The 26,299-nt window shown below is 34.3% G+C and carries 21 protein-coding genes; 18 read left to right on the forward strand and 3 right to left on the reverse strand.

The window, feature by feature from the left end; translation table 11 throughout:
- Positions 1 to 52: 52 nt before the first annotated feature.
- A complete protein-coding gene (locus MTZ49_RS07085; protein WP_201091137.1) occupies positions 53 to 745 on the reverse strand; it encodes a helix-turn-helix domain-containing protein in 693 nt (230 codons plus the stop codon).
- A 320-nt stretch (positions 746 to 1,065) separates the two neighbouring features.
- Here MTZ49_RS07085 and MTZ49_RS07090 point away from each other — a divergent pair, with 320 nt between their 5' ends.
- The 11 genes from MTZ49_RS07090 (at position 1,066) to MTZ49_RS07140 (ending at position 17,457) form a co-directional block, all read left to right on the forward strand.
- The gene (locus tag MTZ49_RS07090; protein ID WP_264747640.1) at positions 1,066 to 1,278 is read left to right on the forward strand and encodes a helix-turn-helix transcriptional regulator; all 213 of its coding nucleotides are present in this window, start codon (positions 1,066 to 1,068) and stop codon (positions 1,276 to 1,278) included.
- A 51-nt stretch (positions 1,279 to 1,329) separates the two neighbouring features.
- A complete protein-coding gene (locus MTZ49_RS07095) occupies positions 1,330 to 2,181 on the forward strand; it encodes a hypothetical protein (protein ID WP_264747641.1) in 852 nt (283 codons plus the stop codon).
- Positions 2,174 to 3,553 carry a replicative DNA helicase gene (dnaB, locus tag MTZ49_RS07100; RefSeq protein ID WP_264747642.1) on the forward strand — a complete coding sequence of 460 codons (1,380 nt, stop codon included), beginning with the start codon at positions 2,174 to 2,176 and terminating at the stop codon, positions 3,551 to 3,553. The genes MTZ49_RS07095 and dnaB overlap by 8 nt, the downstream gene beginning before the upstream one ends.
- Positions 3,554 to 3,557: 4 nt before the next feature.
- On the forward strand, positions 3,558 to 4,016 hold the full coding sequence (locus MTZ49_RS07105) for a recombination protein NinB (protein WP_264747643.1): 459 nt from the start codon (positions 3,558 to 3,560) through the stop codon (positions 4,014 to 4,016).
- Positions 4,013 to 4,414 (forward strand): Ref family protein, encoded by a 402-nt coding sequence (locus MTZ49_RS07110; RefSeq protein ID WP_264747644.1) that lies wholly within the window; start codon positions 4,013 to 4,015, stop codon positions 4,412 to 4,414. Before MTZ49_RS07105 ends, MTZ49_RS07110 begins: the two co-directional genes overlap by 4 nt.
- Positions 4,415 to 4,423: 9 nt before the next feature.
- Entirely contained in the window at positions 4,424 to 4,711 is a 288-nt protein-coding gene (locus MTZ49_RS07115) for a hypothetical protein (protein WP_264747645.1), read from the forward strand.
- Positions 4,712 to 4,744: 33 nt separating this feature from the next.
- Entirely contained in the window at positions 4,745 to 5,323 is a 579-nt protein-coding gene (locus MTZ49_RS07120; RefSeq protein WP_264747646.1) for a hypothetical protein, read from the forward strand.
- Positions 5,324 to 5,386: 63 nt separating this feature from the next.
- Positions 5,387 to 5,665 (forward strand): hypothetical protein, encoded by a 279-nt coding sequence (locus MTZ49_RS07125; RefSeq protein WP_264747647.1) that lies wholly within the window; start codon positions 5,387 to 5,389, stop codon positions 5,663 to 5,665.
- The gene (locus MTZ49_RS07130) at positions 5,652 to 6,713 is read left to right on the forward strand and encodes a hypothetical protein (protein WP_264747648.1); all 1,062 of its coding nucleotides are present in this window, start codon (positions 5,652 to 5,654) and stop codon (positions 6,711 to 6,713) included. Before MTZ49_RS07125 ends, MTZ49_RS07130 begins: the two co-directional genes overlap by 14 nt.
- Positions 6,714 to 6,897: 184 nt before the next feature.
- On the forward strand, positions 6,898 to 7,539 hold the full coding sequence (locus MTZ49_RS07135) for a DUF2726 domain-containing protein (protein ID WP_264747649.1): 642 nt from the start codon (positions 6,898 to 6,900) through the stop codon (positions 7,537 to 7,539).
- A gap of 123 nt (positions 7,540 to 7,662) precedes the next feature.
- Positions 7,663 to 17,457, forward strand: a complete 9,795-nt coding sequence (locus MTZ49_RS07140; RefSeq protein ID WP_264747650.1) for an LPD38 domain-containing protein — start codon at positions 7,663 to 7,665, stop codon at positions 17,455 to 17,457.
- Positions 17,458 to 17,462: 5 nt separating this feature from the next.
- Here the strand turns inward: MTZ49_RS07140 and MTZ49_RS07145 are convergent, their stop codons facing one another.
- Positions 17,463 to 18,521: an SH3 domain-containing protein gene (locus MTZ49_RS07145; RefSeq protein WP_264747651.1), complete on the reverse strand. Its 1,059-nt coding sequence runs from the start codon at positions 18,519 to 18,521 to the stop codon at positions 17,463 to 17,465.
- A gap of 55 nt (positions 18,522 to 18,576) precedes the next feature.
- Positions 18,577 to 18,708 carry a YHYH domain-containing protein gene (locus MTZ49_RS15795; RefSeq protein ID WP_201091229.1) on the reverse strand — a complete coding sequence of 44 codons (132 nt, stop codon included), beginning with the start codon at positions 18,706 to 18,708 and terminating at the stop codon, positions 18,577 to 18,579.
- A 226-nt stretch (positions 18,709 to 18,934) separates the two neighbouring features.
- Here MTZ49_RS15795 and MTZ49_RS07150 point away from each other — a divergent pair, with 226 nt between their 5' ends.
- The 7 genes from MTZ49_RS07150 to MTZ49_RS07180 all read left to right on the forward strand — a co-directional run bounded on the left by MTZ49_RS07150 (position 18,935) and on the right by MTZ49_RS07180 (position 26,288).
- A complete protein-coding gene (locus MTZ49_RS07150; RefSeq protein WP_264747652.1) occupies positions 18,935 to 19,645 on the forward strand; it encodes a hypothetical protein in 711 nt (236 codons plus the stop codon).
- Between the two features lie 82 nt (positions 19,646 to 19,727).
- Positions 19,728 to 20,570: an LPD29 domain-containing protein gene (locus MTZ49_RS07155; protein WP_264747653.1), complete on the forward strand. Its 843-nt coding sequence runs from the start codon at positions 19,728 to 19,730 to the stop codon at positions 20,568 to 20,570.
- A gap of 121 nt (positions 20,571 to 20,691) precedes the next feature.
- Positions 20,692 to 21,231 (forward strand): hypothetical protein, encoded by a 540-nt coding sequence (locus tag MTZ49_RS07160; protein WP_201091107.1) that lies wholly within the window; start codon positions 20,692 to 20,694, stop codon positions 21,229 to 21,231.
- Between the two features lie 69 nt (positions 21,232 to 21,300).
- Positions 21,301 to 21,831 (forward strand): hypothetical protein, encoded by a 531-nt coding sequence (locus MTZ49_RS07165; RefSeq protein ID WP_264747654.1) that lies wholly within the window; start codon positions 21,301 to 21,303, stop codon positions 21,829 to 21,831.
- Between the two features lie 177 nt (positions 21,832 to 22,008).
- A complete protein-coding gene (locus MTZ49_RS07170; RefSeq protein WP_264747655.1) occupies positions 22,009 to 22,614 on the forward strand; it encodes a hypothetical protein in 606 nt (201 codons plus the stop codon).
- Positions 22,607 to 24,157 carry a hypothetical protein gene (locus tag MTZ49_RS07175; protein WP_264747656.1) on the forward strand — a complete coding sequence of 517 codons (1,551 nt, stop codon included), beginning with the start codon at positions 22,607 to 22,609 and terminating at the stop codon, positions 24,155 to 24,157. Before MTZ49_RS07170 ends, MTZ49_RS07175 begins: the two co-directional genes overlap by 8 nt.
- Position 24,158: 1 nt before the next feature.
- Positions 24,159 to 26,288, forward strand: coding sequence for a portal protein (locus tag MTZ49_RS07180; RefSeq protein WP_264747657.1), 2,130 nt, complete (start codon positions 24,159 to 24,161; stop codon positions 26,286 to 26,288).
- The last annotated feature ends 11 nt before the right edge of the window (positions 26,289 to 26,299 follow it).

Consider the following 26,299-nt stretch of genomic DNA (forward strand, 5'->3'; position numbering starts at 1 on the left):
CCAATAAGCAAAGACGATGAGTCTCAATGAATTTATTTATAAAGGTATATTATTAATCTAATATTTGTATATATAAATCAGTGATTTTTCCTAAAACTTTACCATCATCATCCTTAATTAAAACAGGTAAATATTTTTCATTTAATGTCTTTAAATAAGTGTTATTTGAGTTTTTTACAATTTGTCTAAAAATTTTATCACCATTTAATAGTTGAATTAATAAAAATTTTCCATTTTCTAATTGATTATAATTTTTATCGACAAGAATTAATGAACCTTTTGGAAAGGATGGTAGACTGGGATTACTCATAAGATCATCTTTAACTTCGAGCCAGAAACCTTGTTCTATCTTTTTTGTAGATACGGTTTTTTTTAATTTACTTTGAGATAAATGCCCATCTAAAAAATTTTCTATATCATTCCATTCTATAACTGGATAATAGAATACTTCGATCATTTCAGACTTTATATTTTTAAAACCTGAAAGACTAGTAGAAAAATGGCTAGTTTCATCTTCTCCATATTCTAACCATGCACTTGAGATACCTAATGCTTTTGATATAAGAGTTATTTTTTCTTTATTAGGTATAGATTCACCATTCAACCAGTTATTAGCAGCTTTTTGGGTGACTCCAGTAATATTTTTTAAAAAAGTACCACTACCCCAACCATCTTTACCATTTTGAGCAAGGGCTTGTTTTAATCTTTTTGAGAATTGTTCTCTTATGAGTTCCGATTTCTTCATTTATACATTATTACATTTATTTATATGTAGTGAAAGTACATTAATGATTATGATGCATCTATACAATTAACTTAAAAATGTAGTTGATGATATTGATTGTATAACTAGGGTTATATCTATGTGTGATTTTTATCAAGAGTAATTTTTTCTTCAGCTAGATTATATTGAAAAATTCCTAGCTTATTGATTTTTGCTCCAGCAAGTATTTTCCAGTCATTCTTTTTAATAGTATTACAACGTGTACTTGTTTTTGCAATAGGTACAAGATAATCGTTAAAAATCATTTCGATATGTAATATTTTTTATTGGAAGGAATTGGAATGTCACCCCTTACAAAATATAGAAAACGTTTAAAGCTTTCCCAAAAAGCGTTTGGACATAAAGCAGGTTTTTGCCAGTCAACTATCAGTCATTATGAAAAACGAAAAAGGACACCCAGTATTCCCGATGCTAGAAAAATAATCTCTACACTAAATAAGTTAGGCATTGATTGTTGTTTTGATGATGTGTTTCCACCAGAAGAAATAGTATAAAAAAGACAAGATTTAGAGCAGATTCATATCATTTTGATTATGGGGCAGTAAATGAAAGCAACTGATGTATTAAGGCAGCTTGGTCGGCCTGTTGCTTATTATCCTAATTTAGTAAAGCAATTTAAAAGTGTGACAGCTACAGTTTTATTCTGCCAATTTTTTTATTGGCATGATAAAGCTCATTCAGAATTAGGTATTTATAAAACTACCGAAGAAATTACAGAGGAAACAGGGCTTACCTATAAAGAACAACTAACGGCTAGAAAACAATTAATAGCATTAGGTGTACTAAGTGAGACAAATAAACGATTAGAACATAGAATCTATTATAAGATAAATCTCGATCGTGTTAATGAACTTTTAGAAAACACTATTGAAAACTCGCCATATTCCCAAACGGCATTTGGGGAAAATCCTATTGGTAATTTCGGCAATAACTCATTGGGCAGTTCGTTATATACAGAGAATACATCAGAGAATACAACAGATATTTTTAATACTGATAAATCAGTATTTGTTGACGATAAAAAAATCGCCCAACTTGATGATGATTGTTCAGAAGAAAATATACCTAATACTATTCAACCTAAAAATAAAAAACAAAATACGCCAAATTGCCCTTATCAAAAAATTGTAGAACTCTATGAAGAAATACTGCCAGAACTACCAAGGGTAGCCATTCTTACTGAGAAGCGAAAACGCTATCTAAATGCTCGTTGGCGAGAACATAAAAACCACCAAAGTTTAGCATTTTGGGAGGATTATTTTAAATTTGTTAGAAAATCTCAATTCTTACTAGGTAATTCCATCCCTAAAGAGAGGAGTAAATCATTTAAGGCAGATTTTGAGTGGTTAATTAGTCCTAATAATTTTGTCAAAGTAGTTGAAGGTAAATATGTCTGAGTTATTTAGTAGAGAGGCAGAGCAAAGTGTCATAGGGGCATTGCTATTACGACCTGAACTAATTGATATTATTTCAACTGATCTAGTGGCAGAAGATTTTTATTATTCAGAACATAGTGAAATCTACCGAGCTATATTAAATCTTTATAAAAAAAATATTCAAATTGATGTAATTAGTGTTGCAGAAACTATAGAGTTACTTAGATTCTCTAATGGTGAAGTAACTAATCCATTAATTTATTTAGTTGAAATTGCTAAAAATACACCCAGTGTTGTTAATGCTAAGTTATATGCTGATATTGTCAGAGAACGTTCAGTCTGTCGAGAAATAGAAAAATTAGGACTGGTAGCAAGAGAGATAGCACTATCTAAACAAGACCTACCAGATAAGATTAGTCTTATTCAAAGCAAAGCATTATCGCTAGATTCATCCACCACTTCACATGATGTAGTCCATGCTAGCGACGTAATGAGAGATCATGTGGAAGAACTACAAAGACGTTTTGATTTAGGTGGGCAAATTGATGGTTTATCAACAGGACTAAGTGACCTAGATGATAAGCTAATGGGATTAAAAGCTGGAGAGCTAATAGTGATTGCTGCAAGGCCATCGATGGGTAAGACAGTATTAGCCATGAACATAGCTACCCATAATGCCATCCATGCAAATAAATCTACGCTTATTGTTAGTCTTGAAATGACCAATGGCAAGTTAATGGATAGGGCATTAGCCTCTGTTGGTAGTATTCCATTAACTGAGCTAAAAACTGGTCAGGCTGCTTGTAACTACGCTTCACAACTGGCTTCAGCCAGTAACCTAATTGCAAACTCGAAATTATATATGGCAGATAGGCCAAATATCAATATTATGCAATTACGCTCAATTGCCCGTAGGCATAAATTAAAGTATGGCCTAGATTTATTAGTGGTTGACTATTTACAACTGATGCAGGGAACAGGGAAAAATGAAAATCGAGTAACAGAAGTCAGTGAAATGTCACGTCAATGTAAGTTACTTGCTCGTGAACTCAATATTCCTGTGGTTTTACTTTCACAACTCAATAGACAACTAGAACAAAGAGCTAATAAACGTCCCATATTAAGTGACTTAAGAGAGTCAGGTGCAATTGAGCAAGATGCTGATGTCATCATCTTTCTCTATCGAGACGAAGTGTATAACAAAGAAAATAGCCGTTACAAGGGAATTGCAGAAGCAATTTTAGGCAAATATCGAGATGGTGAAGTGACCACCGTATTTATGGCATTTAATGGAACTATGAGTCGCTTTGATCTACTGGTTAAAGGTTGGCAGCCAGACCCAGAAGATACCAATGATAATAGCTTTTCTGATAGATACAGGAAAAGGAGATAAAACGATGAATTGTAAAGCAATGGAGAAAAAAGAACTCACCATTAAAAATGAATTTGATAAAAATAGTTTTATTAATTTCTTTACTGCATTGGATTTAACCATACCTAAGAAAATAATCATTGAAGATCAGAAAAATAGCAGAACAGCTGCACAAAATAGACTTTTGTGGCTTTGGAATAATGAAATACAAAAGTTTATGTTCGATCATTCAGGTATTACCGCTTCAGCCTTTGATTGGCATGAAACAATGGTCGAAAGGTTATGCCCTACAGTTAATAAAGAAATAACTCTACCTAATGGAGAAACTGTATCTATTCAAGAACGTACTAGAACCAGTAAATTTAATACCAAAAAAATGACCAAATATTTAGAAATGCTAGATGCTTACTGTGCTAGTTTTGGTTTATTACTTCCTCATCCGCAAGACTTAATGAACGCTATCTATGGAAAAAGAAATATATGATACAAGGACGCTCAGTAACAGATAGCCAAAAACGCTATTGGGACAATCTTGCTCAATTTGTTGGCTGTATTGCCTGTATTAAAGAAGGTAAATTTAATAATTATTGCTCTATTCACCATATCGAAGGGCGTACTAAGAAAAATGCTCACTGGCTAGTTTTACCGTTATGTGCAGGACATCATCAAGATAATGGTACAGCCATAGCCATTCATCCCTATAAAAAACAATTTGAACAAAAATACGGGAATCAATATCAGCTAATAGTGGATTGTATAACACTATTAAAAAAGAGAGGTGTTGATATTCCTGAAAATATATTAACTCTTTTAGACAGTATAAAAGGGAAGTTTTCAACTGATATTTTAATTTCTCTTAAAGATCAAAAAATATGCAAGTAGGTGTTGTTCATGGCAGCTTTTTGGTGTTCAAAATATGAACCTGTTGAATACAATGGCATTGTAAAACCAGCTATTGAATGGGCAGATAGAAAAGGGGTATCTTGGGAAACCGTTAAAAAACGTGTTCAGCGTGGCTCTGGTTGGTGTAAGGCACTCAATCTAAATGAAGATGATCTACTGCCAAAACAATTCCAATTATTTAAGTTCAAGTTATCTAAACAAAAAAAGAAAAGGTATAAGTATAAAAAAAATGCACCTTGTTGCTACTTTCATCAGCTAACTCTATTTAGTATATAATATTCCTATTTTTAAATTTAATAGGTACACAGTATGGTTGATATGGCAACACTTCGGTCTGCATATAAAGCATATAATCAATCTAAACAGGACTATTGGGATAAGTTCCGTAATAAAGTAATAGAGATTTATGAAGGTTTTGCAGATCATCTTGGTATTAAAGATGAAGAATTTATAGCAGTTGTGGATGATGAAGAAAGGCCACGTAAATATTTACGTTATGGAGGATTAAGTGAAGGGCGTTTTTATAATGGATGGATACCTACTTACGAAAGAGAGGATGCTGTAGGCTTTACTTTTAGACTTTATTTGGATGAAAGTAAAGAATCAAAGGAAAAAGTCCGCTTTGATTTTACGATGAAACTAACTAAGAAAAATGATCAATATATTATTCTTTTTCCAGATGATGAAAAGAATAAACATGATTTTTCTAATATGTTTGATGATATTTTTGGTGATGGAAAAAGGAAAAATACTAACTCTACTAACAATAATTCTATGAAAAGAAAAGAGAAACCAAAAGAATTGCTTTTAACAGATGGTAATGAAGACTTATATGATTTGTTGACTCAGGAAATTATAGATAGCTTTGATCAAGCAAAATGGCAATAAATACTTGACAAGGCTATAAAGGGACATAGTTTTATCTATTATTCATTTATGATAGGTAGGATTATGGCAACTAAACACGGTACAGCTTTTGCCTTTGCACTAGAGGCAGCACAGAATGCAGAAATTTGTTTAAATGATAAAGATTTAGAGTTTTTTCTGTGTTCAGTAATAGATGGTGAAAAAGTTTATATAGAATTTGGTGGTAATATTAATAACAATATTATCAATGGACTTGAGAGTTTTTTAGCTAAATTAAAAGAAAAAAAAGATACTACAGGAATATATAGTTATTCAACAGAAGTAGAAGAGAGATTAAAGGAGGTCGCCAGTGGCCTTATCTGATGATCTTTTACTACAGAGACGAAATAATCAAGGTTTAACTAGGCAATTATTAAATCAATCAGCTAATCTACCAAAACCTAGTCCAGAGCAATTACAACAATGGAATAATGAAGCTAAAAATTATGCTTATCAAGCAGATGGATTAAGAGGCTCATTCCGAAAATTATTAGGTATGAATCCTTATACAAACAATTATCCTTCTGCTAGTAGGATTGGTACTGAAATAGCATCAATCCCACCTGTTCAGTCATCTTCCACAAGGCAACTATCTGATTTTGAAGCACTAGGTAAAAATGCTGTTAGTCCTATACCAAGAACAGCCTCTTCTTCTGTACAAAATGGTGAACCTACTAGTATACAAGGTGTTACTAAACAATTAATAAATGGTGTTCCTACCTATAGTAATGCACCTAATCAAGACGCAAGTGGTTTAGGTATTATTCCTTCTATAAGGCAAAACTCCCCTAGCGTTAGAGATATTTTACAATCAGCAGCTACACAAATTCCTGCTTATAATGCTGGAACACAATCAACTGTTATCGAAGATTCTACAACAGGTGGTTATTATCAACGTAGAAAAGCTGACAGAGCCAATAAGAAAACTATAGATCGCCTCAATAGCCAAGGTAAGGACAATTGGCAAATCAATAAACAAGCTGCTTTAGATAATAGCCAGTTACAAAATGATTCTTTAAGCAGAAGATTATTAGGGTCTAATATCGAAGCAGCAGAACGAGTAGGTAGTTTAGAAAGATTATTAGCAGATTTCAATGCAACACCACAGCAACGATTAGCAGCATTACAAACTAGAAACTTATTAGCTAGTGGTGCACAGAAAGCTCAAAGAAATGCAGTCAATGTGGTTACTGATGAACTGCCAGATGGTAGTAAGAAACAAAGAGTCATTGTGACTGATCCAAGTACAGGGCAGGAAGTTAGTAATATTGATTGGGCAAGTGCTAATACAGAAGATTATATTAATGAAATAGCGAAGCGTACAGGTAAATCAAAAGAGGAAATACATAAACAATTAATAAGTGGTACTTAATCACATAATAAAAAGCAATTATTTTTATATTGAGTTTAACTAACTAATACCATGAGTTTTTTATGTTTTGTTATACATTAGCATGACGAATAGAATTACAGATAGTTAAAAAATTCATTATAAAGACAATAACAAATAGTAAAAAATATATTTTGGCTGTTTTTGTTGTTTATAGGGAGATTAAATGCTTACCATCTTATCAATAATTATCGCATTAGGTATTGTTTTAGGCTTAAAAGATTTTTTTAGACCACACAATAAAAAATACTCAAGAAAAAATAAGTGGAATCCTCCTGTAAGAGAACAGTTAAATCAGCGTTCTAGTTCTTACCTTGATATTAGTGATCCTCGAGATCAGTTAAAAATAGTCTCTGATGAGAAAATAGCGTTTTCTGCTCAAAAAATCATGGGGCGTAAAGAATATAGGGTTTTTAACATAATTGAAAAAGAAGTAATCAAAGAATTTAAATATTACAGAGTATTTGCCCAAGTAAGTCTAGGGGAAGTTTTGTCTAGTGAAACTAGTTATGCTTATAGTTGTATAAATACTAAACGTGTTGATGTATTAATTATTGATGGTGCTGGTAATCCTATTTTAGCTGTTGAATATCAGGGAGAAGGTCACTATCAAAGTAGTGCTGCTCTGAGAGACGCAATAAAAAAAGAAGCTTTACGTAAAGCAGGAGTTGGATATATTGAAATTACTCCTGATCATACTAATGATGATATTAAATATATTGTAAGAAGAGCAATTGAAAGCAAAATGACAAATAATAAGGTTATCGAAATACCTGTCGCGGAACAAAGTATTCATGTAGTGAAGTGATCACAGCGAATACATAATTATAAATCATATCAAGTGATTTTATTGACTATAAAATATAAAAATAATTGACAACACCCAAAAGGGACATAACTTGCTATTTAAATAAGATTAGCAGGTTTAGTTATGGCAAATTATGATTTATTACCTATTGGGAATCAAAAAAAGAGAAAACCAACCGTTGAAGAGTTTGCTCAACGGTATAATATTGATTTAACGCCAACTCAAGAAAATAACTCAAGTATATTAGGCCGTGTTGGTGATGCCAGTTTAGATTTAGCTAAAGGTGTGGTCGATACAGGTGAAGCTGTAGTCGGACTGGGTAATTTAGCCACAGGAGGTAGAGTAGGGAAATTATTACAAGATTATGTAGGTTATGATCCTAAACGTACTAAGGATTTACTGAGTAATAATTATTCTGCGGCAAGGCAGCAAGCTAATCAAGAAGTAGAAAAAGCAGATGGATTTATTGATACAGCTACGGCTATGTTAAAAAATCCTTCTACTCTTGTAGGTACAGTTCTGGAATCTGCACCCTCTATGTTAGGTGGTGGTGCTTATGCAAGGTTATTAGGTAAAGCAGGGATATTAGCCAATAATCCTGTTGCTAGAGGTACAATAGGTGAAGGTTTAGTAGGCGCAGGACAAACAGCAGAACAAATTAGGCAAGAAAATCCAGATAACTTATTAACAGGTAAGCAATCTTTAGCTTCTGCTGCTTCAGGTTTAACTACAGGTCTAATAGGTTATGGTGGTGGTCGATTAGCACAAAAAACAGGTATTTTAGATCCACAAACGTTATTAGCTGGTGGTAGTCAGTTACCCAAAGGACTAAGCAAAAAGACCTTTAGTAATATTATTAAAGGTGCTATCTCCGAAGGTGCATTTCAAGAACTACCTCAATCAGCTACGGAACAAATGTGGCAAAATTATGCTCAAGATAAACCACTATTAGAAGGTGTACCTGAAGCCGCAGCCACAGGTTTATTAGCAGGTGGTTTTATGGGGGCAGGTGCAAACTTAGCGCATAGTAGAAATAGTAGACCAGAACAACAATCACCTACTACCAGTAAAGAACTATTAAAGTTAGGCTATGATGCAACACCAAAACTAGGCTATGAAGGATTACAACCTGCACCAGATATTATTTATCAGGGTACAGACTATCAACCACCACCTCCAGCACAGATAGGTTTTGATAACCCTAATAATCCACAGTCAGCTAATTTTAATCCTAACTTATCTAATCAGTATGATCCTGTTATCGAAGGTTTAAATAAACAAGCTGATTTCTACGGTATGCCAGAACCTAGTAAACCTAGCGGTACAATTACCAAAGCTTTATTGGCTGGTGGACTTGGACAACAACAAAATTTGCAATCTCCCGTAGTAGATAATGTAACCAATCAATATTCCACTACTCCAACGAGTGAAATTAATCAATTATTGCCCCCTACTAATCAAGTTACTTCACAACTAGATCAACATTTTAATCTTCCAAAACAGTATGAGCCAAATAGTAAACCGAAAGAAGTAACTTTAAACCAATTAAAAGATATTGCTCGGCAGTATGACAATATTAGTACAAAACAACTAATGGAATATACAGGAAGTAACTATATTCAAGCGGTTAAAGCGATTAATCAAGTTAATCAAGAGAAAATGGTGCAGCCTAATCAACTGCCTACTAATGATAACTTATTAACTGAAGCAGAACTAAAAAACTACCAAGCTCAATATGACAAAAAGCAAAAACAGCTTAAAAGACGTAAAATCAATCCTGAAAAAGATACTCTTACCGATGCTATCATCAAATTAGGGGGTATTTCACCTGATTATAAATTAGATACTACAGGTGACACAGTAGGTAATAAATCTATAGTAGGTGTTGGCTATCTCTGGAGTAATAAAAATGGTGCTAGTATAGATGATGTTGCCAGAAGATTAGCTGATGAAGGTTATATACCCTCTAATACAATAAATAATGATGATGGTGTTAGATGGCTTCAACAAGCAATAGCAGATGAGCTAGCAGGTAGAAAAAAACATTATGCCCTTAACTCTGAAATGGCTTATTTACAGCAGTATGAGCAAGACCTATTAAATAAGCTAGAACAAGATAATGCGCTACGAGAAGAAGAATATAGTATCATACGTGAACAGTATGGCGCAGAAGCAGAACAACAGGCACGTTTCTATGATGAAAATGCCAGCAACTACTTTATGCAACTAGAGGAACAACTCAATGAACTCCAAAGACAAGCAACCATCCTCGAAGGTGAACCAGTCACAGAAGCCGATTCAACCAGCATTAACGACCAGTTACGGCAATACGATCAGCGAGCTAATCAAACTGAAGGAACAACAACTTCAGAAGTTGAAAGAACAACTAGCAACCAACAAGAAATAACTAACTTTAATCTACAGCAACAGACTGAACAAACACTTAGGCAGGAGCTAGAAGCTAGATTAGCTAAAGAGCAAAAATTAGCTAATGAAACAAAGCAGCAGCAACAAAAACAACAAGCAGATAATGATCTTAATAACTTTAAATTAACTGGGTCTAATAGAGATATTGATATTGCTGCTGCTAATAGTCAACAAGTACTTACCATTAACGACAATACAAAAAAAACTAATAAAGTAAAAAAAATACCTGAGAGTAAAAATAATTCTTCCAGTGAACAAAAAATTAACTTAACAGATGAGTTAGTTAATATATCAGAAAGTGATCTTAGTACTTTATTTGATGAAATAGCCAGTGAAACTAAAGCAGTAGAAACAGACAAGCCACTCAAAGAACGTAAACAACGTGTTAAGAAAAAACAAACTACCACTAAACGTACAGTATCCAAAGCAGAAAGATCAGATACTAATAATAAGCAGTCTGTTGATAGAACAGCCTCGCGTATTGCTAAAGATATTGGTGTTGACCTAACTAGTGCTGGTAAAAATGCTGTAAAAGGATTAGTAGAATTATTTGGTGGTAAAGGTAGGTTAAATAGTGGTTTATCTTTTGATGAGGAAACGTATACTAAAGCAAAGCCACACTTTGTCGCTATGTTAAAGGATTTTCAGAGTGCAGGTAAAAACTTACGTGACTTTATTAGGGCAATATTAGATAATTTTGGAACAGGTATTAAACCACACATTATGCGGTTTGCCCAAGACCTTAGAGAGGGAAATATAGATGTATCAGATGCCAGCATATCTATGGAACGAGATAGCGAAAACAGTGGAGTTGGAAACACCACTGTACAAGAAACTATTTCAGATGAATCAACAGGAACTAGACAAAGCACTGGAACAGCAAGCGAACCAGTTGGAGAGAGAGTATCCAGACAGCCAATCAGTGATAACCAGTTACCAAACACTGATGCCATTACTAATGGAGAGCCTAACGATAGCAGAATATATCGAGAAAACCCAGCAAGTAGAACTACGGAGTCCACTACCAGAGATAGCGAGCAAAGCAGAGTTAATAGCGATAGCGACCTACGACAAGATGTTGAGTCAGCAAGAACAACAGAAATTATTGAAGATAGTAGACAGCGAGATGCAGAAGCCTTATATGCAAGGCAATTAGAAGCTAATAAAACAATAACAACTAATTTTGCTGATAAAGATAATATAGAAAAAGCATTACCTGTTCTTTTCGATGCTCAAATAGACGATGTTTACAAAGCTGAGAAACGTTTTTATAAAGATAAAAAAAATGGAATGATGTTTACCAATGGTACTGGTACTGGTAAAACAGGTACAGGATCAGGGGTAGTTAGACGTTTTGTTAGTGCTGGTAAAAATAACATTATTATAGTAGTGCCTAATAATAGCATTGCTGGTGATTGGTTAGATTTTCTAAAAAATAAATTAGATGTTTCTGCTAGACAACTAACGGGTATTACTGATAGTGGTGGTGAAGGGGTAGTAGTTACAACTTATGCCAATTTTGGTTTAAATGATGCTATTACTAAGCGAACTAATGACTTAATTGTTGCTGATGAAAGCCACTACTTATCTAGTGAAGAAAACGGAGGTAATACCAATTATCTAAATAAACTTAGACTTATTACTGGACATAAGAGAGGCAAACACTTTTTTGCCGAATCCTATTTTGATACCGAATACAAAGAGTATAGTGATAATGTTGATAAACTATATGACAAAATAGAAAAATTAGATTCTGAAAAAGACAAGGTAGCTATCGAAGGATTCAGAAATAAAATAGATAACTTGCATAAGAAATGGCGATTAAAAGAAGAAGAAGCTAATGCCATTTTTGATAAAAGACCGAAGTCAAAAGTAGTAATGCTCTCAGCAACACCTTTCTCTTATGTAAAAAGTGTTGACTATGCCGAAGGTTATTTGTTCGATTATTCAACTATACCAGACTCTGATACAGGTGGTTATAATTCAGGTAATGCCAGAGAAAGATTTTTCATGGAAAACTTTGGCTATAGGATGCGCTACAACAAATTAACAAGACCAGATGGTAATGTTAATAATGAGTTAATGGAACAACAATTTAATGAAAAGTTACAGACTAGTGGAGCTTTATCAGGTAGACGCTTAGATATTCCTTATGATTATGATCGTAAATTCTTCTATACAGAAGATGCAGCAGGTACAAAACTAGATTTAGCTTTTGCAGCAATATCTGAAGCTCAACAAAAAGATAAAACTTTAAGAAATATACCTAGCTTATATGATTTATTTCCACACCATGAAAGAATGTACTTGTTGGAAGCTATCAAAGCTAAACATGCTGTTGATTATATCAAGCAAAATTTAGCATTAGGTCGAAAGGTTGTAGTATTTCATGACTTTAACAAGGGAGGTGCTTGGAATCCCTATGAACTGATGTTAAGCCGTATTAAAGATGGTAGTCATAGAAAAAAAATAGCGGCAATTCTAGCAAGGCCAGAATTTAAAGCTGATTTTTCTGATTTGATATCACCTATTGATAGATTTAGTAGAGATTTTGACAAGGTGCTATTTGTCAATGGTACGTTGACAAAAAAACAGCGTAAAACAAATTTAGCAAAGTTTAATGATGATAATTCAGGCTATGATTTACTAATAGCACAATCTGATGCTGCCCGTGAAGGCTCTAGTATGCATGATACTACTAGCCTACATAAACGTGTACTTATTAACTTGGGTATGCCTACAAGACCCGTTAAAGCTACTCAAATAGAAGGACGTATTTACCGTACAGGCCAAGCATCTGATGCAATTTTTAGGTACTTTACAACAGGTACTGGTTGGGAATCTAGCGCGTTTACCCACAAGGTAGCAGAAAGATCAGGTACAGCAGAAAATCTTGCATTAGGTAGAGAAGCCAGAGCTTTAAAAAAATCCTTCTTAGATGCCTATGCCAATGCCTCAGATATAGAAGTTAGTGATTTAGATGGAACTGGTGGTAAAGAGTATGATCAACAGCTTGCTAAATCTAGTGCGATTAGTCCTTTCGAGGCAGCCAAAACATACTATTATGGACAACAGAAAAATGCCAAACGAAGAGATCAAAGAGAAGGTTTAGATTACTATGCCACGCCTGAACCTGTTGGTTTTAAGGTAACTGAATGGGCTGATATTGTTCGAGGCGACAAAGCATTAGAGCCTTCGGCTGGTCATGGCGCAATTGCTCGTTTTATACCTGAAGGGGCAAAAATTACAGCGATTGAGCCTAGTTATAATTTATCGCAAAGAATTGGTTTAAGTAATGCTGATGCAACAATAATCAATGACCGTTTTGAAAACCATAATATAGTTAATAAATACGATGCTATTGTTATGAATCCTCCCTATGGCGCAGGGGGTAAAACGGCAATGGAACATTTACAAAAAGCTATCCATCATTTAAAACCTAATGGTCGTGTTGTAGCAATTGTGCCAATTGGACAATTTGATAAACGTTTTGATAACTTTTTAGAATCCAAAGAAGCCAGTAATATTAATATTGTGGCAAAAATACTATTACCTAGTATCACTTTTGAAAAAGCTGGTACTGGTGTGATGACACAAGTTTTAATCATTGATAATAATACTTTAGATCAAGGTACTACCAATATTGATTTAACAAGAACTAAAACCATCAATGAATTATTTGATCGAATAGAACATATCGACATTCTCAAACGCACTAGAGAAAATAAGGAAGAAGCTGAAGCCAGAAAAGAACAAGAAAAAGAACTTAAAAAACAACAGAAGTTAGCCGCCTTTGAAAAAGCAAAACAACAAGAGCTAGCAACTATTGACACTGTGGATACTAGGTCGGTGGTAAAGTTTGACGAAGATAATAATCCTATTTTTGCCGAACATACCACTAAATATGGTAAGGTGCTAAAAGGTGTTATTGCTAAGTTGACTAAAATCCAAGCACAAGCAATTGACCCTTACGCAATTAAAAAATCAAATGGCTATTTTATTCGTGAAAATTATTTAGACGAAAATAATAACTTTATTATTAGTAATAATAAAGAGTCTGACAGTAAACTAGTGATTAACTTAGCTGGTAATGGTAAACCTTTAATTGTTGAACATACAACAGCTAGAGGTAAAGTCATCAAAGGTATTATAGCTAATATCAGCAAGGAGCAAGCAAAAGCAATTGATAAATATACTTTCCAGAAAGAGGGTGGTTTCTTTATTCGTGAAGAGTATTTAGATGAAAATGGTAACTTACATTTAGATCAGCAGTATTCACGAAAAGGAATTAACCAGGGGAGCAATGCAGTAACTTTACGATCATTTATTAATAATACTACCAAACATTGGAAAAATGTACCTGCTACTACCATTGTTCAGTCTATAGAAGATTTACCTGAAGCGATCCGTCATAAAATAAACAAAGATAATGCCGATGATGCCAGTGGTATTCAACATAATGGCACAGTCTATTTAATTGCTGATAATATCGAATCGACTAAACATGCGTCCTTTGTGGTAGAACATGAGATATTAGGTCACTATGGGCTACGTGGTTTATTTGGTAATAGCCTAAATCCAATTTTAAATAATATCTACAATACTAATCCAGCAGTTAAACAACAAGCAGATCAACTATCAAAACAGTATGGCTATAGTAAATTATTAGCTACTGAAGAAGTGCTTGCTGATATGGCAACTACAGATGATATTCAAAATATGTCTTTTTGGAATAAATTAGTGGCTGCTTTTAGAAACTTCTCAAGAAAATTAGGTTTACCTATTAATTGGTCTACTAATGATATAGCTTCTTTATTAGGTAATGCGAGGCGTTTTGTAGAAAATGGCAGAAAGGTATCTATTGGCGATAATAATCAACAATATTCACGTCTCAGCCAATTTATTGATAGTGGCCTTAGTTGGTTAGATAATAAAATTGATAGATCACAGCCTTTAGCGGATCGTCTTTCACCAGCTCAACGTAGCATTATGAAAAATAAGTTTGCTATGTTCCAGCATGAAAGCATTAAAAATAAAATTGAAGGCATAACTGAAAACCTAGGTAAAAAATTTATTCAGGGTGTGTTTGACTCCTTTGCACCACTAAAAGAATTAAGTGAAACTGCTTATATGCAAGCTCATCTGTCAAAAGGCACAGAGGGAGCAGTAGAAGCTTTATTGCGCTTTGGTAAACCTAAACTTAGCCAAGGTGCATTAGATATAGATTCAGATGGGCGAGGATTATTTGGTATTTTATCAGAACTAAATTCAGGCGAAACCAATGAACTTAACGAATGGTTAAGCTGGATGGCAGCTAATCGAGCAGAACGATTAAAACAACAGGATCGAGAAAACCTATTTACAGATAGTGATATACAAGAGCTTAAAAAATTAAGTGATGGTACTATGACTGATGGTCGAAGCAGGGCAAAGGTATATAATCAAGTTAGAAAACAATTCATGGCCTACAACAAAGCAGTGTTGGATATTGCCGAACAATCAGGGCTAATAGATGGCGAAAACCGTAAAACGTGGGAAAGTGGTTTTTACTTACCTTTTTATCGTATTGCTGATGAAGATACTAATTTCAGTATAGGCAATGTCAATAAACTAGTAGGGCAGAAAGCATTTAAAAAACTTAAAGGCGGTACTAAGGCACTGGGTGATCTATTAGTTAATATTGTCTCTAACTGGTCACACCTATTGACTGCTTCCATGAAAAATCAAGCTGGTGTTACCTCTCTTAAATCTGCGGTTAATCTAGGGATTGCTGATAAGTTAGATAAAATAGGTGCAGGTGAGTATATCAACCAATCCACCAATGGTTACCGTAAAGGAGGCCAAAATATTGTTTGGGTGATGGAAGAGGGGCAACAAGAATATTACCAAGTAAATGATCCTTTGGTATTTGATGCGCTGAATATGATTAATCACAAAGGTTGGAATAATCCTCTGATTAATATCATGGGTAGCTTTAAAAAAGCTTTAACTGTTGGTGTTACAATCTCGCCTACCTTTAGATTAAGAAATTTAATCAGAGATACGTTACAGGCTACCGCAGTAGCTAACCTAAAATATAATCCTATCAGTAATGTAATAGATGGTTTTAATGCTTCTAAAATAGGTACTAATACCTTAAATCATCTAATGGCTGGTGGTGGTGCTATTCGCTTTGGCTCTATGAATGATGGCAACCAAGGTTATCAACTACGTAAACTAATGAAAGAACTTAGTATCAAAGAAGGACAGATATTAAATACTCGCTCCAAAGTAGAACATGCTCTATTTGAAGCATGTAATTGGTATAAGGAAGTCGGAGACAGAGCAGAAACTGTTAATCGGGCAGCTATCTATCAGCAAGCCATAGCAGCAGGAAAAAGTCATTTACAAGCAAGCTTTGAAGCACGTGATTTAATGAACTTTACAGCACATGGCAAATGGGCTTCTATTCGTTTTCTCAGTCAAGTAGTCCCTTTTTTTAATGCACGTTTACAAGGAATGTATAAACTGGGGCGGGCAGCTAAAAATGATCCTAAACGGTTTGCTATGGTAACAGGGGCTGTCGCTCTAGCTTCTTCATTACTGTATTTACTACAAAAAGATGACGATGATTATAAACAACTGCCAGACTGGGTACGGGATAATTACTGGTATGTGAAGCTAGCTGATAAAGCGTTATATATTCCTAAACCATTTGAAATTGGCGCATTAGGCACAGTAGTTGAACGTGGTTTAGAATTTGCGCTAGCTGGCAATGATTACACGACTAAAGATTTTGCAGGATCATTGACTACTTTACTGGCTGATCAACTAGCTATGAATCCTATGCCACAATTAATAAAACCAGCTTTAGAAGCAACTAATAATTATAATTCTTTCCTTGGTTCACCTATAGATAATATGGGGCAACAACGACTTGCAGCTAAAAACCGTTATACAGCAACCACCAGTGCAGGGGCTATAGCAGCAGGAAAGGTATTAAATATTTCACCACAGCGTATAGAGTATCTTGTGCGTGGTTATTTTGGTTGGCTTGGTTTACAGGTGTTAAATATTACTGATCTAGCCGCTAGACCTTTAGTAGATTTACCTAGTAATCCTAATCGAGATTTAAGCAAAGTTAATAATCTATTTATGATAGGAGATTTTATTAAAAATGCTGAAGTAGGTGCAGGTAGTAAATATTTGACGAGGTTCTATGACTCGCAACAAAAAATAGATCAAGTCTATGCTTCTCTATCAAATGCTCGCAAAAATGGTGAGCTAGAGTATGCCAAAGAGTTAGCGCAGGATAATAGATTAAAATCACGTCAGTTATATAATAATGCCAAAACTAGGATAGATAAATATTCACAGCAAATAAATGTGATTAGAGCTAATAAACAATTAACTGCCAGTATGAAAAATGAGCGTATCGAGATACTACAAAAAAGACGTAATAAGTTGGCTGAATCTGTAGATAAAATGGCAAGGGCAAGAGGATATTTGTAATACTGCTAATATCTAAAATAGTCTGTATAACGTCTGGAAACCCACCCTTGTACAAACTCACCATTTATCTCAACTTCAACTAGAAGCCATGAACGGTAAGTTTTTTTATCTATAACCTCAACGAGTGTTCCTATAGGTAGAGTTGTAATTACTTCAGATTTTGTACTAGGTCTACTTCTAAAGTTCAGAGAGTCTGCAATTGTGACACGATATCCTTTTAGAGATAACCAATCAGAACTTTTACTATAAGATCGGACAAAGGCTTTTGCCTCTGCGGGAGTTGATACATGTTCTAATTCTTTCCTAACTTCAGAAGATTGGGTCATCATGTGTGTAACTAAACAACTGAGAAAAAAAGGCAAAAAGTAATAATGATAAAGATAAGTAAGAATGTTCTTAGTTTTTTCTGAAAGAGTATTAAAATCTGTTGTAGATAACACTTCTTCACGTATTTGGGAATCTATTTCTAAAAAAGATTTATCAATTATCTGTTCGGGACTAATATTTGATAAACAGTCTACTGATGGACGATTAAATAATGGAGAGTTTTTTAAATTGGTTAATGCTTTGAACGAGGCAAGATTACTTATCTCAGAAAATTGTTTTAGTACCTCAATTTGACTTTTGGCAATTGAGGGTAATTGAAATGTTTTACTAAAATTTTCTAGGTGTTTTACTGCTTCTGGCTGCTGAAAATATAAACCTGATAATTTAGTTGCTTCTACAAACATTTTTAGTGAGCTTATAACTTCTGGTGTTTGTAGTGCAAGAGAAGCAAACTTATTTGATTTTGCGAGGTCGCCAGCTAGTTTTATAGCTGTTGATTCACGCCAAGCGAATGCCAATTTATTGTTTTCTGCTGCCAACTGAGCTAATTTCATAAGTCCAGATTGTCTTGTAGCCAAGGAAGTTAGATTATTAGTAGCGGCCTCATTAAGTTTTTGGATTGAACGCATTGTTTCAGATTCAAAGAAAGGTAAAGATGTAAATTTAGTCAACTCTTGCAATCTTTTAATAGACTCAGGCCAAGGATGGTTTATTGGGTGTTCAAGTTCTTTATCCATATTTAGGTATACCATTTCTTTATTACTGCTGGAGTGTCTTGGAGATAATTATTGATTAATGGCAATGTCTAGTATTTGTTGACTTATCTCTATGACAACCGTTTTTATCAGTACGTCCAGAGTGAGCCATACCTAAATTACTTATTAACAAACTACTTATAAGAATAATAAATATCACTTTTTTCATTGCAGGTCTTTAACTCTAACATTATTTGGCTTTCAATCTAATCAATATATCAAAAGGATTTTATTTTTAATAATGATTTTAAATGCATAGTATTATGAGTTTTTATTAATATATATAATAAAAGGGTAAGAGGGTATTTGTAAGTTTATTGACCGATACGTCAGAATGACGTAATATTCAAAGTTGGTGGTGCGCCTCGACTATTTTCAGGGGTAAGGATATGAGAATGACAGCATTAAACATTTCAAATAAGCATGATTTACTTAACTTGTTAGTAGAGGATTTAGCTAATAGAAGTTTATGTATCTGTGAAGATATAACTACTTTTTTAGTTAAGTATTTCAAATTATTCACTCAGGATATTATTGATTCTACTGAACAAGTTAAATTAATGAGCCGTGAAATAGTTAAACAGCAGGTCATTCAGAAACTCAAAGAATTTATAGATCAAAAATCAATCGAGTATGAAATGGCGAATCACCAGAATAGAAATAGAGATAAAAAATACTCACCAACACCTGAAGAGATTATAGCTTTTCGGGAGTCAGTAGGACTTACTTCACAGCAAGCAAGTGATTTAGTATATATTTCTCTCAATACATGGATGAAGTGGGAAACTGGTACAGGTAAGATGAGCTTGGCAACTTGGGAGCTTTTACAGTTAAAAGTTACTATAGAATCAATAATTAGTGAAACACAACACCGTATAGACGAAAGTAAATTTCCTTTACCTAGTGAAATAAAAGCATTAAGAGAAGCTAAAGGATTAACACAGACACAAGCAAGTAAATTAGTTTATGCCTTATTAAGACAATGGCAACGTTGGGAAGGTGGTACTAATGAAATGAATATTGCCATGTTAGAACTGTTTAGGCTAAAAGCAGAATATAACACTATCACCAGTGAATCGGAAGCACGTAAAAACAATGCTGAATAGAAATACTTGACAATACGTCTAAATGACGTATTATTTAGCATAAATAGTGCGCCTCGGCTAGTCAGGGGCAGGTTATAGTAAAATGGAAAAATCAATTGTTGTAGGTACTAAAGTATGGGATTCTTCATTGTATGGTTTTAAATATGGATATATTACACAGATTACAGAAGAAAATAATTTAAACCACTACCATATTATCTATGAAGATGGATCAAGTACACAAATTAATCATAATCAATTAAATAATGGTTATTCTTTTAAGATTTATGAAGCAATAGCCACAGATCACGAGTTAAAGTTACTCGCTACAATGTCTGAGCTATTTAATGCTAAAGAAGAAGCTGAAATCGAACTTGCTAAAAAAACTAGAATATTAGAAAAACAAAGAATACTTACCAGTGATGAATATACTCATTTAGAAGTTTTAACCGATAATCATGGTACTGGTGCAGTTAATAAAAATATTCGCAGCGATTTAAAAAAACATTTTAAAGACATTAAGTTTAAAGTATCAAAAGACCGTAATAGAACCTATGTTGAATGGACTGATGGTGCGACTGAGGAAGAGGTATATAATGTAATAGGCAAGTTTAATGCTTATTATACAGATGAATTAACAGGTGATTATAGGGATTATGAACCATCACCATTTAATGAAATATACGGTGGTGTTGATGGAGTATCCTTAACTAGAAACTCTAGTGATGAACTAAAGCTATTAGCAATCAATGAAATTAAAAAGTTATACCCTGAATATGAGATTAATTTAGAACTCTACAAAAAAGGGGATTTACATAATATTCCTGAATATGGTTTACGTTCTATAGGCGCACAAATATTTAGATTAATTAACAGTACATCATTCTACAAGAATAAAAAAGTATCTGTAGCTTCTAGTGATCAAGATAACGTCATAATTCATTAAACTCACTTTGGTGAGTTTTTTTATTTTAAATAATTTAAAAAAATGTTTGACTAGTACGTCTAAAAGACGTATTATAAAATCAAATGGTGCGCCTCGACTGATCAGGGGTAAGGAACTTAAAATGAGAGATATAATTACAATAGATTTACAAAAAGTATTAGCTAATAAAATGACTTTGTTAGGTAGACTATGGGGTAAACTAAAAGCAGAGGACGCTAAGAACTTAACAAATAAAGAAATAGAAAGAGTTTTTTATTCTGTTGTACTTCCTAAATTCTGTATAACTAATGCTAAAAACTTTAGGGATACCGATGCTCTATATTTTGAACATGGTCAATTAAAATACAGTGAAGAAAAACTTACAGAATCATTTAATAAAAGTATTGAAGAAACTGTAAACCATTTTCTAATCAGTGATACTTATTCTAAAATCATTAATAACTATACTGCCAATATTAAAGATATAAATATTGATCTAATACTATCTATATTGGAGGAGTGTGTTATTCAATTTTCTGATAACTTAAAAAGTTTAATAACTAGTACAGATATTAGGCATAGTATTTTATCACTTAATAAACCTGTTGATGGTTTTCGCATTATAGATAATAGAGCAAAAATCCTTATTCAAAAAGATTTAGAAGAAAAATTACTTAAATAGGTTTTAGCAATTCATCCTTTAGTTAAACAACTTAGTGCGCCTCGACTGATCAGGGGCAGGGTAATAAAAATGCAAAGCAACTATTTACCACCTTACGATATTTATTATTTAAGAGCTAAAACGATGGGCGATATTATTGACCTAATCAATATAGCTTATGTAGTAGGCCAGCCTTACAGAACACCAGAATATTATGCGGCTGTTCATGTTTTTGAACATGTATGGAATAATTTAAATAGTCCTTATGAGGACGATGAAGTAATTGATCTCAATTCTGTAACCTATGATGATATTAAGCATTTATTTGCTGAAGTGTTTATATTCTCATCCAGATACAATGAAGATATTGCAATGGTAATTCTCTCTGAAAATTTTACTTATTGGCAGGGATTAAAACTAGCAGAAGAAAATAAAACACAACAAATACAAGTGGACTACTGGTTAGAGTTTGTTAATGTAGATGAGATTACCAGTTTTATCATTGATAGAAACCAGTGGGAAGCTATGAGCAAACAAGAATGTGATAAATTAATGGATGAAAAATATAAAGAGTTAATCAAAGGTAAAATTATGGGTAATCGTAGATTAAGAAATATTTAAGAAGAGGTTATGTAATAAAAAATTAGACTGCTCACAAACTAACTATTAAGCCCACTTTTTTAAGTGGGTTTTTTATTGCCTAAAAAGTATAAAACGGCTTGACAACATTATAAAGGGACATAATTTGAATAGGGTTATAAATGAACTCACTTGGAGAGATATAGGTAATTATTTGTTATGGCTAATGCTAAATATGACTGGGAAGCAATAGAGAAAGACTACAGACTGGGACAGTTATCTGTAAGAGCTATTGCTGAAAAACATAATTTTAAAGGTTCACACAGTACAATAACAAGTAGAGCTAAAAGATATGGTTGGACACGCAACATTACAAAACAGGTTCAAGAGCTTACGAGAGAGGGGTTGGTTAGTGGTGTATATAAAGATTGCGCACACTTTGCGCACACCCCCACGCGCGAGGATATCAAAGCAGCAGCATTAACCAACATTCAAGTTATTACCCAACATCGTAAAGATATTCGCACAGGAAGAGAGTTAGTTAATCTATTTATGGGGCAACTCCAAGAAGCAGCTACTAATCGAAATGAAATAGAAGCAGCTATCTTATCTGAAACAGAAGAGGATCAAACTACCGTTAGGCGCAGTGCTATGTTAAAAGCTGTTGCTTTGCCTACTCATGCTAGCACCTTACGTGATTTATCTACTACTCTTAAAAATCTAATCCCTTTAGAACGCCAAGCTTACAATATCACAGATGAAGTAGAAGGCGAGTCCTATGAAGAACGATTAGCACGCTTAGCAAGTGAGGCCAAAGATGTCTAATTGTGCATCTAAAACGGCTGACAGCTATTTTAAGCGCATGATGACAGATGATGCTTATTATTTTGCTAATAATCTTAAGATCATTGATAAAGATGGTGAAATAGTACCTTTCTATATGAATGAAGCACAAAAGATAGTTCATGATGCAGTAGAAAAGCAATTACAAGAAAATGGTAAGGTTAGGGCAATTTGTGTAAAGGGTAGACAGCAAGGCATTAGTACTTATGTTGGTGCGAGATTTTATAAGCGTACCTCTAGCAAAACCAATAAGAAAACTTTTATTCTTACCCATGATCTTGATGCTACAGATAACCTATTTAATATGGCTAAAAATTATTATGATCTCAGCCATGATGAATTTAAGCCAAAAATTAATGCTAGGAATGCTAAAACATTATCCTTTTCAAAGTTAAATAGTAGCTATCGTGTAGCTACAGCCAAAAATAAAACAACAGGACGCTCTTTTACTGCACAATTTTTTCATGGCTCTGAAGTGGCTTATTGGCCTTTTGGTATCAATATTATGGCAGGTCTTGGGCAATCAATACCAGATAAGGAAGGTACAGAGATATTTTTGGAATCTACGGCTAATGGTATGAACTTTTTTCATGAGCGTTGGAAATTAGCTGTTGCTGGTAAGTCTGATTATATTCCTATTTTTGTACCTTGGTATATTCAAGAAGAGTACAGAAGAGAACCAACCAAAGATTTAGAGCTAAATGAATATGATCTTGAGTATATGGAAACCTATGGCCTTGATATTAACCAGATGGCATGGCGAGCTAATAAAATATTCTCAGATTTTAACGGCAGTAAAGACGTATTTAACCAAGAATATCCTGCTACCTGTGATCTCGCTTTCCAAAAAGTAGGCCACCAGCCATTAGTAAGCACCTTTGCTGTTACCAAGGCTAGAAAGCAAGTAGCAGCATATATGCAAAGGATAGGCGCGCATGTGGTAGGTGTAGATGTGGCTCGCTATGGTGATGATGATACCAGTATTTACCATCGACAAGGTCGAGTCGCTTGGAAAGAAGGATCATATAATGGTCTATCCGTGCCAGAAGTAGCTAGTATCTGTGCCAACCTATTACGCAATGATCCTAGTATTAGAATGATGTTTATTGATATTACGGGTGGATTAGGTGCTGGTGTTTATGACTTACTAGTATTATGGGGGCATGGTAAACGTGTCACGCCTGTAGTTTTCAATGCTAAACCTAGTGATCCACGCAAATACTACAATAAACGTGCTGAAATATGGGGAGAAATGGCAGATTGGATAGCTGATCCTATTACACCTTCTATTCCAGATACTGATCGCTTACATATGGATTTAACTGCACCTAGTTACTCCTTTACCCACAATGGGCAAATCAAACTAGATTCAAAAGAAAAAATCAAGAAAGAAACAGGTAAATCCCCTGATGATGGTGATGCTCTAGCTTTAACCTTTGCTGCACCTATCCAAGCGGATGACAGTTATACACCAGATTGGCAGAAAAACCTTACTAACTCAGATTTAGATTACATGGCTGCATAATATGATAGTAAATGAAGAGCTAGATATAAAAGAAACGGATGATACTCAACTATGTGCTATGAATTGGCAACGCTACAACTACGGTATGCGTAAAGGCCACAGTGATTATTGTCAGGAAGCGAAAGAAAATGAAGCCTTCTATCTTGGTAAGCAGTGGTCTGATGCTGCCCTAGCAGTCATGCAACGCCTTAAAAAACCTGCCTTAACCATTAACCAAATTCTACCGAGGATTAATGCAGCCATTGGCTATCAGATTGCCAATCGAGCAGATATTAGCTATCGTCCTCGTGGTGGTGTAGCCAATGATGAACTAGCAGCTACTTTATCAAAGCTAGCAATGCAAATAGCTGACAATATTAATTTTCATTGGAAAGAAACAGAGCTTTTTGCAGATGGTTTAATAATGAAGCGTGGTTACTATGATATAGGTATTAGCTACGATGATACTATTCTTGGTGAAATCTCAATAAATATACTTGATCCATTGGATGTTATACCTGATCCTGATGCTAACGACTATGACCCTGATAACTGGCAAGATGTTATTGTTACACGTTGGTTTACCATAGATGAAATTGCCAGTACTTACGATATTAACCCATCATCATTAAAAACATTATTAGAGGCACAAGAACCCTCTAACAACTTTGGTGATGGACTAGATGAAGAAGAAACACGTAATAGTTTTGCAGGTAGTTATTCCAGCAGTGCCAGATTATGTAGTGATGGCATAAAACGTTATAGAATTATTGATCGTCAATATTGGGTAAATGAACAAGTAGATGTGTTTATTACTCCTACTGGTGATATTCGTATCGCTCATGCACTGAAAGAAGAACAAAAGAACCATTTAATAGCGAGTGGTTATTTTCTGCATAAAATGCAACGTAGGGTAGTAAGAAGAGTGGCTACTACCTCCAATGCTGTTTTATACAATGAAATCTCACCTTACAACCATTTTACAATAATTCCCTACTTCCCCATGTTTAGGCGTGGCCTTACCCTTGGCTTAGTGGATAATGCCAAAGACCCACAAAAACTACTTAACAAAACACTGAGTCAATCACTGCATATAGTTAATACCACAGCTAATAGTGGTTTTGTTAGTTGGGAAAATACCCTTGCTAATATGTCCAATGAGAAATTAAGTGAAGTAGGTTCTACGATTGGACTTAATTTAATTCTAAAGCATGATACCGATCCATCCAAAGTACCCTTCAAACTACAACCTAATCCTATTCCTTCAGGTGTTACCAACTTAACGGATAGAGCAACCGTAGCAATCCATGATGTAACAGGTATCAATGAAGCCATGCTAGGCCAACAAGGCCAAGAGATTAGTGGCGTAGCTATACAGAGTCGCCAATTTGCAGCACAACAGCAACTAGCTTTAGCTTTAGACTCATTGGCGCGCACTCGTAATATGGTAGGTCGCTTCTTTATTGAACTTATTCAAACCTTCTACGATTTACCACGCACTAGGAGAATTACCAATACGGATATTAATGGTAAACAAACATCTGAAGAAATCTATCTTAACTATCCTTTAGAAGATGGACGTATCTTAAATGATCTTACCATTGGTGAATATGATGTAGTGATCAGTGAACAACCGATGCAAATTACCTTTGATAACAGCCAATTTAACCAACTAATAGAATTGGCTAACAAAGTACCACAAGTAGTTACCCCTGAATTTATCCGTATTCTAATTAGATACAGCAATATTACCGATAAACAAGACATGCTAGATGCACTCACCAAAATGCAAGAACCACAAACTGACCCAGTAGAAGAGGCCAAGGCTCAAGAAATTATGGCCAAGATTGAAAAACTACAAGCCGAAGCCGAAAGAATCAAAGCTGACTCAGTCAATAAAGGTATTGAATCAGTCTATAGCGGTGTACAGGCTGCTAATGTTATAGCTGCTACACCACAAACAGCACCTATTGCTGACCAACTATTAAAATCAGCAGGTTATCAAGATAAAGATCAACCACCTATTGTAGCTACACCTACTCAACAACTACCCGAAGCTGAACTAGCGAATCCAACTAATACTAATCCCTTAACCCCTGCTAATCCTGATGTGGGAATAATGCAGGGAATCAGAACACCACAAATTGATTAATAACCTAAGAG

It is taken from the genome of Entomomonas sp. E2T0 (genome assembly GCF_025985425.1).
Taxonomy (GTDB): domain Bacteria; phylum Pseudomonadota; class Gammaproteobacteria; order Pseudomonadales; family Pseudomonadaceae; genus Entomomonas.